General features: G+C 37.5%; 12 protein-coding genes. 5 read left to right on the forward strand and 7 right to left on the reverse strand.

Features of this window, described 5'->3' with window-relative positions; all coding sequences use genetic code 11:
• Positions 1-27: 27 nt before the first annotated feature.
• From CPS_RS19745 to CPS_RS19775, 7 genes are all read right to left on the reverse strand, one after another.
• On the reverse strand, positions 28-870 hold the full coding sequence (locus CPS_RS19745) for an HDOD domain-containing protein (RefSeq protein WP_011045137.1): 843 nt from the start codon (positions 868-870) through the stop codon (positions 28-30).
• A 91-nt stretch (positions 871-961) separates the two neighbouring features.
• Positions 962-1,438 (reverse strand): winged helix-turn-helix transcriptional regulator, encoded by a 477-nt coding sequence (locus CPS_RS19750; protein ID WP_011045138.1) that lies wholly within the window; start codon positions 1,436-1,438, stop codon positions 962-964.
• Positions 1,439-1,603: 165 nt separating this feature from the next.
• Positions 1,604-5,431 carry a bifunctional proline dehydrogenase/L-glutamate gamma-semialdehyde dehydrogenase PutA gene (gene putA / locus CPS_RS19755; RefSeq protein WP_011045140.1) on the reverse strand — a complete coding sequence of 1,276 codons (3,828 nt, stop codon included), beginning with the start codon at positions 5,429-5,431 and terminating at the stop codon, positions 1,604-1,606.
• Between the two features lie 245 nt (positions 5,432-5,676).
• Complete coding sequence (locus CPS_RS19760; protein WP_138140323.1) at positions 5,677-8,295, reverse strand: sensor domain-containing phosphodiesterase; 2,619 nt, start codon at positions 8,293-8,295, stop codon at positions 5,677-5,679.
• Between the two features lie 74 nt (positions 8,296-8,369).
• Positions 8,370-8,672 (reverse strand): hypothetical protein, encoded by a 303-nt coding sequence (locus tag CPS_RS19765; RefSeq protein ID WP_011045142.1) that lies wholly within the window; start codon positions 8,670-8,672, stop codon positions 8,370-8,372.
• A 150-nt stretch (positions 8,673-8,822) separates the two neighbouring features.
• Positions 8,823-9,545 (reverse strand): pseudouridine synthase, encoded by a 723-nt coding sequence (locus tag CPS_RS19770; protein WP_011045143.1) that lies wholly within the window; start codon positions 9,543-9,545, stop codon positions 8,823-8,825.
• A 21-nt stretch (positions 9,546-9,566) separates the two neighbouring features.
• Positions 9,567-9,995, reverse strand: a complete 429-nt coding sequence (locus CPS_RS19775) for a hypothetical protein (RefSeq protein ID WP_011045144.1) — start codon at positions 9,993-9,995, stop codon at positions 9,567-9,569.
• 414 nt (positions 9,996-10,409) lie between these two features.
• Between CPS_RS19775 and CPS_RS19780 the strand changes: the two genes are divergently transcribed.
• The 5 genes from CPS_RS19780 to CPS_RS19800 all read left to right on the forward strand — a co-directional run bounded on the left by CPS_RS19780 (position 10,410) and on the right by CPS_RS19800 (position 17,868).
• Positions 10,410-11,648, forward strand: a complete 1,239-nt coding sequence (locus tag CPS_RS19780; RefSeq protein ID WP_011045145.1) for an efflux RND transporter periplasmic adaptor subunit — start codon at positions 10,410-10,412, stop codon at positions 11,646-11,648.
• A 120-nt stretch (positions 11,649-11,768) separates the two neighbouring features.
• Entirely contained in the window at positions 11,769-12,503 is a 735-nt protein-coding gene (locus CPS_RS19785; RefSeq protein WP_011045146.1) for an ABC transporter ATP-binding protein, read from the forward strand.
• Positions 12,500-14,992 carry an ABC transporter permease gene (locus CPS_RS19790; protein ID WP_011045147.1) on the forward strand — a complete coding sequence of 831 codons (2,493 nt, stop codon included), beginning with the start codon at positions 12,500-12,502 and terminating at the stop codon, positions 14,990-14,992. Before CPS_RS19785 ends, CPS_RS19790 begins: the two co-directional genes overlap by 4 nt.
• Before the next feature lie 199 nt (positions 14,993-15,191).
• The gene (locus tag CPS_RS19795) at positions 15,192-16,544 is read left to right on the forward strand and encodes a sigma-54-dependent transcriptional regulator (protein ID WP_011045148.1); all 1,353 of its coding nucleotides are present in this window, start codon (positions 15,192-15,194) and stop codon (positions 16,542-16,544) included.
• The gene (locus tag CPS_RS19800) at positions 16,534-17,868 is read left to right on the forward strand and encodes a sensor histidine kinase (protein ID WP_049757941.1); all 1,335 of its coding nucleotides are present in this window, start codon (positions 16,534-16,536) and stop codon (positions 17,866-17,868) included. The genes CPS_RS19795 and CPS_RS19800 overlap by 11 nt, the downstream gene beginning before the upstream one ends.
• Positions 17,869-17,954: the final 86 nt, after the last annotated feature.

Below are 17,954 nucleotides of genomic sequence, written 5' to 3' on the forward strand. Positions count from 1 at the left end.
TATTAATATTAGTTAAGCCAACTTAAATTACTTAGAGAAAAGTTTAGGGTTCATAATAGATAAAATACTCGTCGCTTCTTTTTCAGCAAAATCAGCAGCTTGTATTAAATCATCCACTGATAAACCTAAAGGTCTGCATAAAGACTCATCAATGACATCAGCATAAGAGAACTCATCACTGTGACTATCAATAAGAGCCAGCCTAGACGCTAAATTCAAGATTTTTACATCTTTATTAATTTCAATAGATGATGCGGCATTGAAGTGCCTAATTGGTAAAATTATTTTTTCAGGAATTTGCCATATTTTTAATAAATCAGCAGAGATTTCAGTATAAGTATAGCCCAACATCTGTTCTTGCAATTGCCATGGCAGCTGGTTTTTATCATATTTTTCACATTGTTGAGCAACTTCAGGGTTTATTTTAGCCACTAATAACTCACCAAAATTTTGCAATAGTCCCGCTACGAATAGGCGTTCAATATCACGGATTCCGGCAGAAATGGCTAGATTTTTCGATACCAGCCCACAATAAACACTCATACGCCAAAAACGCTTTAAATCAATTGCCTGGTTTTCAAAGTGCTTAAAAGCGGTGGCGGCAACATCAACTAGCATCATATTATAAATGGCTTGCGTGCCGATGATGGTAATGGCACGTGAAATAGTACTGATTTCACCTGGGAAGCTATAAATGGCACTGTTAGCTATTTGTAGCAAACGAGAAGTCATAGAGGGGTCGATACCAATAACATCAGCAAAATTTGAAATTTCAGAACTTTCATCAGCCATCAATGCTTTTACTTTAAAACAAGCATCAGGTAAAGCAAACGAACCGTTAGCTTGTAATGCATAATCATGTGCGTTCATAGTCATCCTTAGAAGTTGATCCCTTAAACAAGGCGCTTAAAGCAAACCTCATTAATGTAAACTTTATAAATATTAGTAAAGCCCTACAGGTTTAATTGAACGGTATACCACCATCTTGCTTTATATGTTCAGTTACTATGTAAGTACTTGTTTGTGCAACATTAGTCAGTCTGCCAATATTTTCTAACACCAGTCTATAGCTTTCAATATCGGCAAATCGTATTTTCAGCAAGTAATCATATCCACCTGCCACTAAATGACACTCAACAACTTCTTTAATAGTCACAACTTCTTTATTGAAGAGTTTGAATGAATCTGAAGTTGTTCTGCTTAAGGTGACTTGAACAAAAGCACTCATACCAAAGTTTAATTTTCTGGCATTTAAAAAGGCACCATAACGTTCAATATACCCTTCAGTTTCTAAGCGTTTAACTCGATCTAAACAGGGGCTAGCACTTAGGTTTACTTTTTTGGCTAGATCCACATTTGAAATTCTACCATCTGACTGCAAAGTAGAAAGGATCATAAGATCAATACGATCTAAGGGTTTTGTTTTGTTATTACTCATGTTCACACTACTTAGTAGGGAAGATAATGGATATTGCCACAGTAATCTCAATAAAAACAGTAAAAAAAACGCGAACGTTACCTGAAGGTATTCATTCGCGTTTTATTTCATTCAAACTTATAGCTATTTAATCAGTACTTAATAACTACAAGGTATTCAAACAATTTAGTCTTCTTCAACCAGGGTCATCAGTGAGGTATTTCCCCCTGAAGCCGTAGTATCAATACTAATCGTTTTTTCTGTAACCAAACGTTGAATCATAGTATCAAAATATTCAGAGGTTATTACCGGTAAAATAGCCCCATGACGTAATGCTAATTTTTCACTAATATAATGCTTGATTTCACAACCACTATCGACCACAACACCAGACAAAGCGGGGTGTGCCAGCATAGCTTCTAAATGACATTGTTTAGCTACCTGAAAAACATCTTTACCAGCGCCTGTGGCAACAAATTTGTCTCTAAATTCCAATGCTTCTTGATAAAACAGATCAGAAACAACAGCAATAACGGTATTGCCTGTAGCAAGCGAGGTAACAATAGATTGCACCCAAAAGTGAAAACTAACATTTTCATCCGCATAACAAATAATATTGCCTCGGTTTTCCAAATAAATAATATTTGATTCACCTGTTGGCCCTGGTAATTGTTGTGGTTTTTTCAAACGCTTTTCAATATCAATAAGCTGTGAACGCGCCAAGACTAGGGTATGGTTTAAATCTTCAGCTAGATCATCGACAATTTCAACGTGCGCTATTTTAGCCAATAATTGGCGAACACAAGAAATTCGGGTATTTAGTTCTGTTGAACGCCACTCTTTCTCCGCCCAATTCGCTTTATCCATCAAATGATTTGCTTGATGATTCTCAGCAGCATCACCTGATAAGGTAATCGTTTTATTTGCTGAAAAGTTAAAATCCCGCTCATCTGGTGTAGCTTTTTCTTTAACTAAACGCGTTAAATAATTTGGGCCACCCGCTTTAGGGCCTGTACCAGAAAGGCCTCGACCACCAAATGGTTGTACACCAACAATCGCGCCAATCATGTTACGGTTTATATAAATATTACCCGCACGTGATAATTTGGCTAAATTAATAGCTCTATGCTCAATACGCGTATGAATACCCATAGTTAAGCCAAAACCAGTGCCATTGATTTTATCCACAACACTTTCTATTTCATTACCTTTAAAGCGAACAATATGAACACAAGGACCAAAGACTTCTTGCTTTAACACGCTAATATCATCAATTTCATACAAGCGTGGTGCAAAGAAAAAGTGACCATCTTCATCTACAACATCTTCAGAGAACTCACATTGGTAAAGTAACTTGCCATGTGATTTCATATATTCGGCGTGAGCATTTAGCGCATCTAGGGCTTTTTGGTCAATAACTGGGCCAATATCAGTACTTAATTTTGCAGGATTGCCAATATGTAACTCCGCCAATGCACCTTGAAGCATGGTAATAACATTATCTGCAATATCTTCCTGTAAAAAGAGTACGCGTAACGCTGAACAACGTTGACCTGCACTCTGGAAACCTGATGAGATAACATCATCAACAACTTGTTCAGGTAATGCCGTTGAGTCAACAATCATGCAATTTTGACCACCCGTTTCAGCAATTAGCGGTACTTGATCACCACCACGGTCTGATAACGTTTGTGAAATACGTGTGCCAGTTTCTGTAGAGCCAGTAAACATGACTGTTTGAATACGGCTATCTGGAATAATAGTGTTACCTACGGCACTACCGCGCGCAATAACAGCCTGTACTACGTTTTCAGGCAAACCAACTGACTTCATCAATTCAATAGCACGAAGCGCAATTAAACCTGTTTGTTCCGCGGGTTTTGCTAAAACAGTATTACCCGTGGCAATTGCAGCAGCAACTTGGCCTAAGAAAATAGCCAAAGGAAAGTTCCACGGACTGATACATAACACTACACCACGTGCTTCTAATCTTTCATCACTGCTTAACTCAATAGCGCGAGCGGCGTAGTAACGACAAAAATCAACAGCTTCGCGCACTTCATCAATGCCATCTTGCGCGACCTTACCCGCTTCTTTGATACACATTGCAATGAGCTCATCAATATGGCGCTCTAAAATATCACCAATGCGACAAAGCAAGGCGGCGCGATCTACTGCAGGCGTTTTTGACCAAGTGCTAAAGGCTGTTTCGGCCTTATCAATCATCAGTAACATATCACCATGGCTTGCATGTTGATGGAAGCCGATAATTTCACTACGGTTCGCCGGGTTCATTACGGCATTGGCGCCATCAGGCACTTCATTTTTATTCAATAAATGGTCAACAAACCAATTATCTAAAGCGGCTTTTAGCGGAATGATTTCATTAATATCCGTTAGATCTAGACCTTTTGAATTATCTCGGCCTTTCTCACCTTCACCTCGATAGAGGTCAATAGGCATAATTATTTGGTTATTGTATTTAGCTTTAAGGCGTTGAGTTTTTTCTACTGGATCTTCCAATAATGATTCAACTGGTTGATCTTCATCAACAATAGCATTAACAAACGATGAGTTAGCACCATTTTCTAATAAACGACGTACCAAATAAGCCAGTAAGTCTTCATGATGACCTACTGGCGCATAGATTCGACATTGAATACTTTCTTCTTTAACAATTTGGTCGTACAAAGAGTCCCCCATGCCATGTAAACATTGGAACTCAAAACCAGCTTTATCATCGCCAGCTAATTCAACTATGGTTGCTGCAGTATAAGCATTATGCGTGGCAAATTGTGGATAGATAGTATCGCGATATTCTAATAATTTATTGGCACAAGCATGGTAAGAAACATCGGTAGATGACTTACGGGTAAACACAGGAAAATGATTCAAGCCATCTTTTTGAGCATTCTTAATTTCAGTATCCCAATAAGCACCTTTAACAAGACGCACCATCATTTTTCGTTCAGTACGCAACGTTAAGTCACGCAACCAATCAACAACATGAATAGCACGTTTTTGGTAAGCTTGCAGTGCTATACCAAAGCCTTGCCAATCACCAAGCTCACTATCAGAAAATACCGCTTCAATGATATCCAATGAGATATCTAAACGCTCTGATTCTTCCGCATCAACCGTTAAACCAATATTGTATTGCTTAGCTTGTAAACATAATGCCTTTAACTTAGGCACTATTTCAGTCATTACCCGTTCTTTATGAGAAAACTCATAACGAGGATGAATAGCAGAAAGTTTAATTGAAATGCCAGGTACTTTACGCGGATCGTTCTTACCTGAAGCAACAGCAACTTCACCAATAGCATTAATAGCATCTTGATAGGCTTTTAGGTACATATTGGCATCAGCCATAGTACGGGCACCTTCACCAAGCATATCGTATGAATAAACATAACCTTGCTGTTCTTTCGTCGCTGCACGTTCGGTAGCAGCTTTAATGGTTTCGCCCATAACAAACTGTTTACCCATTACTTTCATGGCATAGTTCATTGATTTACGAATAACAGGCTCACCTAAACGACCAACAGTTTTCTTTAGTAAACCAAATTGTTCTTTTTTACGCTTATCAGCGTAATTAACCATAGAGCCTGTAAGCAATAAACCCCATGATGAAGCATTAACAAATAATGAGTCACTGGCACCTAAATGGGAACTCCACTGACCTTGAGAAATTTTATCGCGAATAAGCTCATCTTGAGTATGTTTATCTGGTACACGTAATAACGCTTCGGCCAAACACATTAATACCACGCCTTCCTCTGAAGAAAGTGAGTATTCATTGAGTAGCGAATCAATTGCACCATTACCTTCTTGGTCTTGACGAATTTTTAAAACCATTTTACGTGCGCGTTCCCACGCACGGCTTCTTGCGCTAACATTTACTTCTGCAGCAGGTAAAATATGATCAACGGCAACATTTTCGTCAATTCGATAAAACTCACGAATTTTTTGTCTTATTGGACAATCAGTAATCAATGAACCAGTAAATAGCATAACCATTCCTCAAAGTGTGACAGGTAGAAATCCTGCTTTAGTTATAGTCTTTTTTTCCACTAATACATATATTATTAGTTGGTGACGACATTAAATTTATGAGCGAATTTTAGGGTAACAACCACAGGATGTGCTGGTTATTTTCAGGATTTAAAACACTTTTATATGGGGGAGTACGAATTCAACAGTATAAAGTGCTGCAAATCGTTTTTTATAATTTGTAGGGAGTGTTCGTGGGTTATTATTTACTCACTTGATGAATAATATAATTTTTGAATAATATAATCCTTTGTATCTTGAGACGACATAGGTTTGGCAAAGTAGTAACCTTGTCCGTACACACAGTCCATCTGTTGTAGTAACTCGGCATCAGCTAAACTTTCAATGCCTTCTCCCACGGTAGACATTTGTAGATTATTAGCCAAATCAACAATGGTTCTAATTATGGCTCGGTTATTATTATGCTCATCAACATTACTAATAAAGGAGCGATCTATTTTCAGCACATCAATCGGAAAACGATGCAAATAGCCCAAGCTTGAATAACCGGTGCCAAAATCATCGAGTAATATTTTTACCCCCATATTTTTCAAGGCTTGCATATTAGTCAAAACTATCTCAGCATTTTCCAACAAAGCACGTTCAGTTAATTCAACGCGAAGATGATGGGGAGCTAAACCTGTTCTTTTTAATACTTTTTCAATATCTTGCGGTAAGCTAGTACTAAAAAATTGCTTGGAAAATAAATTACAACTGACATAAAGATCATCACAGCCTAATTCATCATGCCAACACTTCAACTGCTGACAAGATTTTTCAATAATCTGAATATCAATTTCTTTAATTAAATCAGTTTCTTCAGCCAGCGGAATGAAATCATTAGGGTAAACAAAACCACGCTTAGTACTTTGCCAGCGAGCTAGCGCTTCAAAACCTTTAAGTTTTTGGTTATCCAGTTTAATAATTGGTTGGAAATAAGGGATGAACTCTTGCCAAGTAATCGCTTCTCGAATATCCGCTTCAAGGCTTAAAGCATTCTGTACTTTCTGATGCATACTGTCGTCAAAGACTTCATAGCGCCCTCTACCATTGTCTTTAGCATGGTACATAGCAGTATCAGCATCTCTGAGCATAGTATCAGCATCAGTATATCGTATATTGCTAAACGATATGCCAATACTAGTGCCTGTGTATACTAATTGATTATCGATAGTAAAAGGTTGTTGAAGAAAAGCCGTGATGCGCTGCGCTACTTCAAAGGCTTCATTGTTACTTTTCAAGTCTTCAATTAAAATGACAAACTCATCGCCACCTAAGCGAGCAACGGTATCTACTTTACGAACAATAGCCAATAATTCTCGCGCTATTATTTTCAATAATACATCACCCGCATGATGTCCTAAACTATCGTTAACTACTTTGAAACGATCTAAGTCTAAAAACAGCACAGCAAAAGAAAAGTCATCTTTTCGTTTTGCACAAGCTATCGCATGATTAAGTAAATCAAGGAATACCATTCTGTTGGGTAACCCGGTCAAACTATCATGGGCGGCGGTGTGTTTTAATAATTTTTCAGCTTGTTTACGATGGGTAATTTCATCTTCAAGGGCAAGTGTGCGTAGTTTAACTTGTTGCTCTAATAACTCATGACTGCGCCTTTCAAAATCAGCGAGTTCTCGACGTTTAATGGCTGCTGAGACATGGTTCGAGACAAAGTTAAGTAATTCGGCATCTTGTTGGTTGTAGGTGGTTTTATAATAATAACTCTGTAAAACCATGACCCCAAGTAACTGACCTGAATAGATTAATGGTACGCCTAACCAAGAATGGATATCATCCTGTGGTTTTTTAGTTTCACCTTCAAGATGTAGACTCATCATTTCTTGATAAGTAAGTAATACTGTCTCTCTTCGGCGAAGCACTAGTTCGGAATATCGATTTGAGAGTTTTCTTGGTTTAAAGTCTTTAGCTAAATTAGATGTTTTTTCATCCACATAATAAGAAAAGCTTAACGTGTCTGAATCTTTTTCATATTTAGCAATAAAGAAGTTCTTAGCATTGATCAGCTGTCCGATAATATTGTGAACTTTACTATAAAAAGTATCTATATCGAGTTCAATATCCGTGGTTAATTCCGATATTCGATATAACGATTCTTGTAGTAACTCAGATTTTTCTCGCTCACGAATTTGAGCCATCAATTCTTTGGTACGTGCATTAACCGCATTTTTCAAGCGTTGCTGATCTTGTAAACGTACCATAGCACCAACAATATGCTGGGCGGCAAAGGTAAGTAAATTTAAGTCACTTTCATTATATCGAATTTTTTCATCATAACTTTGTATAGTTATGGTACCAATCACTAAACCATTTTGGAGTAAAGGCACACCCAGCCAGTCAGTGCCGCGGACACCAAACTGTTTGATTTTATAATTATCAAATAACTGTTTTTCTAATTCAGGGGTTAAGAGAAGTGGTTGTTTTGATTCAATAACTAAATTAGTAAATGAACCATCATAATCTTGGTAATCTATGATGCCTGACGGTTTTTCATCTTTCTCATCAAGATAATAAACGAACTCTAAGGTTTCAAACGTTTGGTCATAGAGCACGATGAAGAAGTTTTTCGCGGTCATTAACGACGCGATAGTGGTATGTACTTGCGGATAAAAGCTATCAAGATCATTACATTCTTGAGATAGCTGGTTTAATTTAAAGAGTGCGGTATAACGAGCTTGCAAATCAGCATTTTTTTTCTCTAGAAAATCCACATTTCCAGAGAGATCAGCAATGCTCGCCTCTTTGGCACGTATTAGCAGCTCTGCTGCTTGAGTCGTGTTTTTTTGTTGACTTTCTGGTTTCAAAATTACCATACCATTTAGTTATTTGCTCGCTCATCGTTCAAGCACTTAATAAATAATTATTAAGAATTGCTTACTTATTGCTGAGCGTCAGCTTTAGCCGACTTACTAATTTCTTTAACTTTATGTTTATTACCACAAATAGCTGCTTGTTTTTCATCTCGATAATAACGAATATCAATACAATCTTGCTGATAGCGACGTTCTAATTCGGTACGAATAATTACATCCCCTTTAGTATTAATAATGCGTTTATGTAAAGCTTGGCACGCTTGAATTTGTTCAGAGGCTAAAGTGACATCTTCGCAAACATTATCAACACTTGAACAACTTGCTAACAAAGTGATAAAAGGTACCACTAATAAAACTATTTTATTCATTTAACTATTCCATTACATTAAGAAACAACTTGTTACTGCAAACTATTATACCCAAGCAAGACCAAATTGCGAGAGCCTATATAGTTATTAACAATATCAATTAATTAGTATAAATATTCACTTTTATTGTTTTATTTTTCACCACTTACATCAGCTACTTATGCTAGTCACCTCTGATACATTTAAAACTCTACTTTCTCCGTCCTTGAGTGATTCATCTAAGCGTAAGCTTCCTATTGAGTAACGGTGCAATGCAATAACAGGGTTACGAAAACGGCCAAACATACGCTTTATTTGATGATAACGCCCCTCAGTTAAGCTAACTTGTGCTTCAAAGAGAGAAACAATATGCAAAATTGCTGGTTTTGTCGTTATGTTCTCATAAGGAAAATACATCCCTTTTGCAAAAGCATCTATATAGTCTGTCGTTAACGCATTTTCTAGTGTCACTTGATAACCTTTAGAGACTTTATGTTCCGGTGACGTTAGCCGCTCAGACCAACGACTGTCATTGGTTAATAACACCAGGCCTGACGTATTTAGATCGAGTCGCCCGACGATATGTAAACTATCCAAAACATCTTGATCAAATTGTTCAGCAAGTAAATCAATCACAGTCTTATGTTTTTTATCCTTGGTCGCACAAACCACACCAATTGGTTTATTCAGCATAATATAGTGTGTTTGATTAGCCTGTAGTACTTCATTATCCATAACGACATGTGAAAACTGGTCAACTAATTGAGCAATATCAGTCGCTAACACACCATCAACATAAACCCTTTTTTGCGCTAAAATCAACCTTACTTTTTTACGATTGATTTGGCGTGAATCACTAATCAAGCGATCTAAACGTGCCGTGTTAATAGCCATATTTTAAAAAAAGCCCATCAATTAGATACTAGTCAAAGATTGCTGCTGTGCAATTAAATTAAGTACTTTACGCAATTTAGCCTGAATATAACCCGCTAATAACGTTGGCTGCAATACCAATAAATCCGATTCTGAAGCCGTTATCGCAATAGTGCAAAGCAATTGCTGTTCGTCTTCGTTAAAACAACAAATAACATCATCAGAGAAATGACTGATGTTAACGCTACGGGTCGATAAGCTATCTAACCCTTTTTTAAATTGTTCGAAACTTGTCGGTGTTACTAAGGATAATTGAATCGTTAAAATTTCCTCTTCATCACCATACCAATTGGCAGTTAAGGTTTGAAAATTAAACTGCGCCTCTAGTTTGTTGATCACTGATTTTATATTGGTAAACTTATCGAGTAAGTCTTTATTTACGTTAATTGTTATCGGTAGCGTTTCGGTCATCTTCTATATTCTTTCTCTTATAACCAATAAAGTATTTAGCCAAAGCACAATTTTAATAGCACTTTGTTATGCCGCATATCATAACCGCGTTGCATCCAAACTTCAGCTTGTTTGCTCAATATCATTAAAGTTATTCTACTAACCTACTTCAGATATTAAATGGTTAACATTACACCGCATTACAAAAAAAACTAATGATCAGAATAAAGCGAGAAAGATTGTTATCGGAAATGGTTGCCTATTTCTCTTTATTTAAAATAGAGTTTACTTTCGAACATCTTCCCTTTAAAAGCGAACAGTCTTAGTTCTGAAAAAAAACACAAAAACAGCAAGCAACTGATTATATTGAACTTTAAATTATGGCATGGTTATTTCATTACTTATAACATCAAGTAAAAATAACAGTGAATATTTATGAAGATTGCATTAACTAAAAAACAACCTTGGAAAAAATGGGTCGCTATCGCCAGCTTTACCCTAGTGCTAAGTTACGCCGGTTATAGCGTCAGTGGGAAGGCAACAAAATCTGTCCAATTAAAAGATTTAAGCTTTCAAACAGTAGTTCAAGGTGATTTAGATATTTATGCTAATGCCTATGGTGAATTTGCTTCAGCAAAAGAACGTTTATTAACGGCGCCTGCATTAGGTAAGGTCTCTGAAATTTTAGTTCGTCCTGGCACTAAAGTAACACCTGACACTATAATTTTGCATTTATCAAACCCTAAATTAGTACAAGAAGTAAATGCTGCTAATGGCCAACTTGCTCAACAGTTAGCCCAAAGAGAAGCATTCAAATATGAACAACAAAGTGAACGTTTAAACTATCAAGGTCGCATTGCTGACATAGAAGCCGAGATTGAAAAAGCTGAGCTTGAGCTCTCGGTGAACATGAATCTGATGGACTTAGGTGTTTCTTCCAAAATAGAATTACAACGCGCTAAATTGGCCGTGAAACAGGAAAATAAAAGGCTTGGTTTCGAAAAGAAGAAATATAAGCAATTTATTGAAATGCAAAGCCACCAACTCACACAGCGTGATATCACTATAAAGCAGCAGCATGCACAAGTTAACTTACTTGAACAACAGCTTGATGATATGAAGGTGAAAGCAGGTATTAATGGTTCACTACAAACCTTAGAAGTTGAACTAGGTCAGAGCGTTCAATTAGGTCAATCACTAGCTAAAGTAGGTAGTGATGAAGTATTGATTGCTCGTTTACGCTTACCACAAAACCAAGCAGACCAAATAGATATCAATGCTCTAGTCTTAATCGATACCCAAAAGGGCATTATCAAAGGTCACATCACCCGCATCGAAAGTGTTGTTAACAATGGGTCAGTGCTTGCTGAGGCTGTCATTGATGAAGACTTAACTTCTAATGCACGTCCTGCGTTATCAATATCAGCACAAGTATTTGTCAGGCATCAACAAGAAATCAGCTACATAGAACAAGTACCAGGGTTTCGCCCACGCAGTAAACAAAGCCTTTTTGTTCGCGACACTAACGACTCATTAGTGCAGAGAGATGTCACCTTTGGCGAGTTATCAAAAAATAAATTAGTGATCACTTCAGGATTGAAACCTGGTGAGCAATTAGTGAGTAGCGATACGCAAAAATACACTAAATATCCGCAACTTTTAATTATTGAATAAAAACGAATAAAGGCGATTACGCAAATAGTCGCCATACAATAAAACAATTCATCTTAAGATGAATGTATAAAAATAAGCAGTAAATACATTGCAACAGTTAAACAAATTAAGGAAAACTTCATGAAAAATATAGTTACCATGTCAAACATCCACAAACGTTACGATGGTCAGCAAATAGAAACCCATGCTTTACAAGGCGTTAGTTTAGAAATAAATCAAGGGGAGTTTGTTGCAATTACCGGTCCTTCTGGTTGCGGTAAATCGACATTGCTTTCTATTATGGGTTTAATGGACTCAGCTACAGAGGGGACATATCAACTCGCCAATATTTCGACTGCAGGCTTAAAAGTGGACCAACGCACGCAAATTCGCAATGAGCATATTGGTTATGTTTTTCAATCATTTAACTTAATAGATAACTTGACTGTATTTGAAAATGTCGCCTTGCCACTTGAACACAGAGGTTGTTCTAAAAGTGAGATAAAAACCCGCGTTGAGAAAGTATTGACGCAAGTTGATATGTTACATCGCCAACATTATCGTCCAAACCAATTATCTGGCGGTCAACAACAACGTATTGCTATTGCACGTGCCCTTGTTGGTAAACCTGACCTGATTTTAGTTGATGAGCCAACGGGTAACTTAGACAGTAAGAATGGTGACCAAGTGATGTCACTATTAGAACAACTTAATAAAGATGGATCCACCATAGTCATGGTAACCCATGACAGTCGCTATTCACGTTGTGCTAGTCGCCAAATTCAACTGCTCGATGGTCAGATTGTTTCAGAGATTAATGCAGGACTAAGTCCACACGTTGAAAACAATGAAAAGTCATTACAGGGGGTTGCATGAGTTTATTCAAAAAGTCCTTATATCAAGGAATAACACGGGTCTTTTCACTGCCCCGCCTAAGCGTGCCACTAATTTTAACACTTGGCTTAACATTAGGCGCAGTATTAAGTGTTATTTCAATTTCATCGACCTTGTTGTATCAACCGCTGCAAGGCATAGAAAATGAGGATTCGTTGCAAACCTTTGATTATCGTTTTAAAATGTCAGATACCTTAAGTGTTTCCTATTGGAACATGAATCGTTTAGTCGACTTTAGTGAGCAATTTACTGATTTAGGTGAATGGGCTGGTGTTGCACCTTCAGAGCAAGATGTGGTGGTAAATAACACTACGTTTGCAACGACGCGTTATGATGCGTCAAGTAACATTCTTTCAGTGTTAGGTAGTCAGCTGTTACTAGGCGATGATGTCACTATTGAGTCAACAGAAAAGTATGTTTGGATTTCTCAAAGCCTTTGGGAGAATGCTTTTGCCAGCGTTAAATCTGTCATTGGTAAACAAGTAACAATTACCAATAAAAATTATATCATTGCTGGTGTTATTGAAGACGTAATGGCGATAAAGAGTACCCGTGCAGTTTTACCACAGCAAGTCTGGTTTATCGCCAATTTAGCCAAAGTTAAGACGCAAACTGACTCAGTTGGTAATATTAGCAACGATATTGATACCCTGATTCTTAAATCGGCTAATGGCCAAGCAAAACTACCATCACTAGCCCAAGTAGATGCTTGGTTAGAAGATTATGTCACTCGAAATGTCGATGGCGAGCAAGTGCAAATGTTTTTGGACTTCATGAATAGTACAAAAAAAGAAGCTAAAGGCAGTAATTATCGTAGCAACATGTTAGGTGAAACTGAAAGTCTACTCATCGCATTATTTACCGCCGTTATAGGGCTGTTATTAATGGCTACGCTAAACCTACTAAATTTATTCATCGCGCATTATCAAGGAAGAACTAAAGAATTCGCAATTCAAATAAGCTTAGGTGCAAGCTTAACAAAAGTGAGATTATTGGTATTACTTGAGAACCTACCGAGTTTTGTTTTAGCGGCCGTAACGGGTTTATTAGTGACTGGTTGGGCGATAAAAAGCTTACCGCTAATCGCGGGTGATAGTTTACCTATGATAGATGCCATTGCTATAGATAGCACCACCATACTTGCCTCAGTAGCCATTATATTAGCGCTAAGCGTACTATTTAGTTCCCTCGCATTGGTTGATATTGATAAACATGCACTAGGCAATAACTTAAATAGTAGTGGTAAAGGAATACAGGCACAAAGTAATCAATGGCTGAGCCGAGTATTAATGGTTTTACAACTTTCAATTGCCTCGATATTACTAACCGCTTCAGTAATGATAGCGATGCAAAGCTATCAAGCAGTATACCAAGATACCGGTTATGACATAGGCAATAGTTATGAAATTGGCATGACGGTTAGCGATGAAGAATATATTACTCAATTAAATACCTTTGACTCCTATGGCAAAAGCGAAGCTAAACAATTACTTGATGGTGTGTCAAACTTGATAGAACAACAGGTAAGCAATAGCCGAGTTATTATCCCTAACTATGGCCCTTTGTCTGATTCTTTACGTGTAAATGCCTTTCGTGATGAAGAATCAGGAGAGCGCGTTATTCACCAAATAAAGACCTTAGGGGCAAAGTATTTTTCAACCTTTAATATCCCTATGTTAGCTGGAGCGAATGTCAGCCAAGCCCAAATTGATAACGATGAAGATAGAATTGTTATCGATGAAAATATGGCAAAATCCTTATTTTCAAACTTAAGCTACCAAGAGGTTATCGGTAAAACTATTCAAATGAGTCCCGATGGTTCAACACCACCATCAATTGTTACCGGGGTGGTAGCTAATACTTTAAGCCAAACCGGTATTGCAGAGACCTTAGGTTTACCTTCGGTATATTCTCATCGAGTAAACCCAGGTTCTACCTTACAATTTACTGTGATGTTACCCGCAGGAAAAACCATTACACCAGCGATGTTAGAAAGCGAAATTAAACGTCAATTCCCACGTTTAACGAACTTAACCGTACAATCATTAATAGATATTGGGCAGAGACAAACATTAAATCAACGTCTTAGTTTATGGATAGTGCTTGCCATGACGGGTTTAACGTTATTTCTTGCTGCTATTGGTGTAGCTGGTCTAACACAAATGACCACAAACCATCGAAAATATGAACTTGCTGTGCGTATGGCAACGGGCGCCAAACAAGCTAAATTGGTCAACTTTATTTTAAAAGATGCTTTGTCTATGTTAGTGGTTGGATTAGGTTTAGGTTTTATTATTTCTGTTTTTGGTTATCAACAAGTCTCACAAAGCTTAGAAATGTTACCTGACTTTAACTGGTTTGCAATGGCCTCATTAGATGCCGCGTTAGTGATTATTGTTATCTTGTCGGTAATTATGCCCGCATGGCGAGTGATAAGCAGTGACCCAATGCAGGCCTTGCGAGAAGAGTAAATTTATTAGTATGATTTTTAATACTAGCCAAGTTACTAAAGTAATTGGCATACTAATATCAACTGCAGTTATTCCTAAGGGTTAATATCTACTGTAAAAGTGAAGTAAACGACTTACCTCGTTTCTTTCACTTTTATTTTTCATTGTTATTATTTACCTTTGTATTAGCTAAAAACCGCTTAATTTTATGGAAAACCCAATGACAAACGCCACCATTTTAATTGCTGATGATGATGAAGACATTCGCTTAGCATTAAACTTATTACTTAGTGCACAGGGCTATCAGATTATTGAAGCGGCTAACGCTAAAGAAATTATCATAGAAAGTAACCGACAACAGCCAGATTTAGTATTGTTGGATATGAACTTTTCTAGAGATACCACTAGCGGTCAAGAAGGTTTAGCCATTTTAGAACAGTTACAGCCATTAAATATCCCAGTGATTTTAATGACAGCGTGGGGTTCAATTGAATTAGCGGTAGAAGGCTTACAAAAGGGCGCCAATGATTTTATAGAAAAACCATGGAACAAGCTTAAGCTACTAAACAGTATTAAACAGCAATTAAGCTTTTCTCGGGCAAAAGAACAAAACCAAGGTTATCGACAATTACTTGCCGGCGATAATAAAAAGGCTTGGGTTTGTCTATCAGAAAGTATGCAGGCTATTGAAACGCTAGTCGCGCAAATAGCTCCAACAGATGCCAACATCTTAATTTTAGGTGAAAATGGCACAGGTAAATCATTGCTTGCTGAGCGAATTCATCAGTTATCATCACGCCAGCAAGCTCCACTTATCGCGGTTAATATGGCGGCAATTCCTGATAATTTATTTGAAAGTGAACTCTTTGGTCATCAAAAAGGCGCCTTTACTGACGCTAAACAAAATCGTGTTGGCCGATTTCAACTCGCTGATAAAGGGACTTTATTTTTTGATGAGATAGGATCTTTACCCCTAACACTTCAGCCTAAATTATTACGAGTGTTAGAAACGGGTCACTATGAGATTTTAGGTTCGAGCCAAACACAAGTTGCTGATGTGCGTTTAATTAGTGCAACCAATGCCAACCTCAATCAACTGATAAGTGAACAGGCGTTTCGCCAAGATTTATTATACCGTTTAAATACAATTGTGATTACTATTCCACCCTTGCGTGAACGACTCGAAGATATTCCAGGCTTGGCTAATTGCTTTATCACTAAATTCAGTGAGAAGTACCGGAAACAAGCATTAAACATCAGTCCATGTGCGCTCAGTAAATTAAAACAACACAATTGGCCGGGCAACATACGTGAATTTAGTCATGTGATTGAACGTGCAGTTTTACTCACCAGCGGCGGAGAAATAACAGCACAGCAATTATTACTAGAGAACGCCGATAGCACTAATGATACGGTACTGTTACAACCACTTGAACAAGCAGAGAAACAGTTGATTGAAAAAGCGATGACAGTCACCGGTGGGCAAGTGATAGAAGCAGCAAAATTACTCGATATATCTCGTAATGCACTTTATCGACGTTTAGAAAAGTTTGCCATTCATCATGTCGAATAATACCAATAAATCTAATAAACAGTTAAGCTTGAAATTCAGTCATGAACAGTGGCTGATCTTTGGCTTAGCAACTACATTAATTGTTATATTGGCCTTGACCATTGCACTCACTTATACCCTTGCCTGGAGTAAATTGGCGACAGTCACGTTAGTGTTTTTTTTATCTTACCCGCTCATTTGGCTTGCTTGGCGTAGTTATAATTTTTGGAAACAAGCCATCATGCAACTTACTACCTATACACAAGTTGTTCGGGAGGGTGAAACAAATTTACGCTTCAAAGTGCAACATCAAGACAATTTATTAGCTGAGTTACAGCAAGAAATATCAGCCCTAGCCTTAGGTAACGCACATAAGTTGCAACAAAACCAAACACTGGAAAATGTCCTGAGCCATATACTTGATTCCTGGCCTATACCTGTGTGTTTATTTGATGAGAATAATCAATTAAGCTACCGCAATATCGCTATGAAAGAAAAAATCCAACAACCTATGCTTATTGGCACAACTGCTGAAGACTTAGGTTTTGTTATTGAAAATGGTAATTTAACCCACAGCCAGTTCAATCAGCAATGGCAATGTCAGAGTATCAGTTACCTCTTTCAACAAAAAAAATGTCATATTTTTTCTGCTTTAGATATCTCTCAACCACTACATCAACAACAAAGTATTACTCAGCAAAATCTTATTCGGGTATTAGCTCATGAGCTTCGTAATTCTTTAACACCCATGGCATCGATGGCTGACACGCTGTTATGCAATGACAGCTTTAACGAAGATCAAGTACGCTTAGTCTTAAGTCGGATCAGACAGCGAAGTAATCGTTTACTTAGTTTTATTGAACAGTACAGTCAGTTGAGTCAATTACCTGCTCCGCAATCGAGTTGGTTTGAATTTAATGATTTACTTGAAGAAGCTAAGTCCATGATTACCGAGCCTTGTACAATAAACTATCAAGGCAGTAATCAATGTTTTGCTGATGAGCAACAAATGGCACAAATATTAATTAATATTTTCAAGAATGCTCAAGAAGCTTGTGATGAAGAACACTGTGAAATTGACGTTAGCTTATACTACCGACAAGAAAACTCACAAGGTTACCAACAGACCAAGCAAGTAATTGATATTAGAGATAATGGCCCTGGTTTTGCTAACCTTGATAATGCTTTGACACCTTTTTACACTACTAAGAGTCATGGCTCAGGTATTGGCTTATCACTGTGCGCTGAAATCACTCGTAACCATGGTGGTGAATTCACCTTAGAAAATACTGAACATGGCGCAAGAATTAGGATGGCATGGCCGGTAGACAATAAAGCTCACTAATATTTTGATAGTTTAATTTCATCATTCATCGAATAATCCTATTCCCTCCCAAAATACACGCCTCATCAGATAAGTCATTTAGGTAA

This window comes from Colwellia psychrerythraea 34H, from assembly GCF_000012325.1.
GTDB lineage: Bacteria > Pseudomonadota > Gammaproteobacteria > Enterobacterales > Alteromonadaceae > Colwellia > Colwellia psychrerythraea_A.

What these genes read in the sequence shown, in the direction of transcription:
- CPS_RS19765 (WP_011045142.1), bottom strand. Translation starts at nt 8,672, where the DNA reads ATGAATAAAATAGTTTTATTAGTGGTACCTTTTATCACTTTGTTAGCA.
- CPS_RS19775 (WP_011045144.1), bottom strand. Translation starts at nt 9,995, where the DNA reads ATGACCGAAACGCTACCGATAACAATTAACGTAAATAAAGACTTACTC.
- CPS_RS19745 (WP_011045137.1), bottom strand. Translation starts at nt 870, where the DNA reads ATGAACGCACATGATTATGCATTACAAGCTAACGGTTCGTTTGCTTTA.
- putA (WP_011045140.1), bottom strand. Translation starts at nt 5,431, where the DNA reads ATGCTATTTACTGGTTCATTGATTACTGATTGTCCAATAAGACAAAAA.
- CPS_RS19770 (WP_011045143.1), bottom strand. Translation starts at nt 9,545, where the DNA reads ATGGCTATTAACACGGCACGTTTAGATCGCTTGATTAGTGATTCACGC.
- CPS_RS19795 (WP_011045148.1), top strand. Translation starts at nt 15,192, where the DNA reads ATGACAAACGCCACCATTTTAATTGCTGATGATGATGAAGACATTCGC.
- CPS_RS19750 (WP_011045138.1), bottom strand. Translation starts at nt 1,438, where the DNA reads ATGAGTAATAACAAAACAAAACCCTTAGATCGTATTGATCTTATGATC.
- CPS_RS19800 (WP_049757941.1), top strand. Translation starts at nt 16,534, where the DNA reads ATGTCGAATAATACCAATAAATCTAATAAACAGTTAAGCTTGAAATTC.
- CPS_RS19785 (WP_011045146.1), top strand. Translation starts at nt 11,769, where the DNA reads ATGAAAAATATAGTTACCATGTCAAACATCCACAAACGTTACGATGGT.
- CPS_RS19790 (WP_011045147.1), top strand. Translation starts at nt 12,500, where the DNA reads ATGAGTTTATTCAAAAAGTCCTTATATCAAGGAATAACACGGGTCTTT.
- CPS_RS19780 (WP_011045145.1), top strand. Translation starts at nt 10,410, where the DNA reads ATGAAGATTGCATTAACTAAAAAACAACCTTGGAAAAAATGGGTCGCT.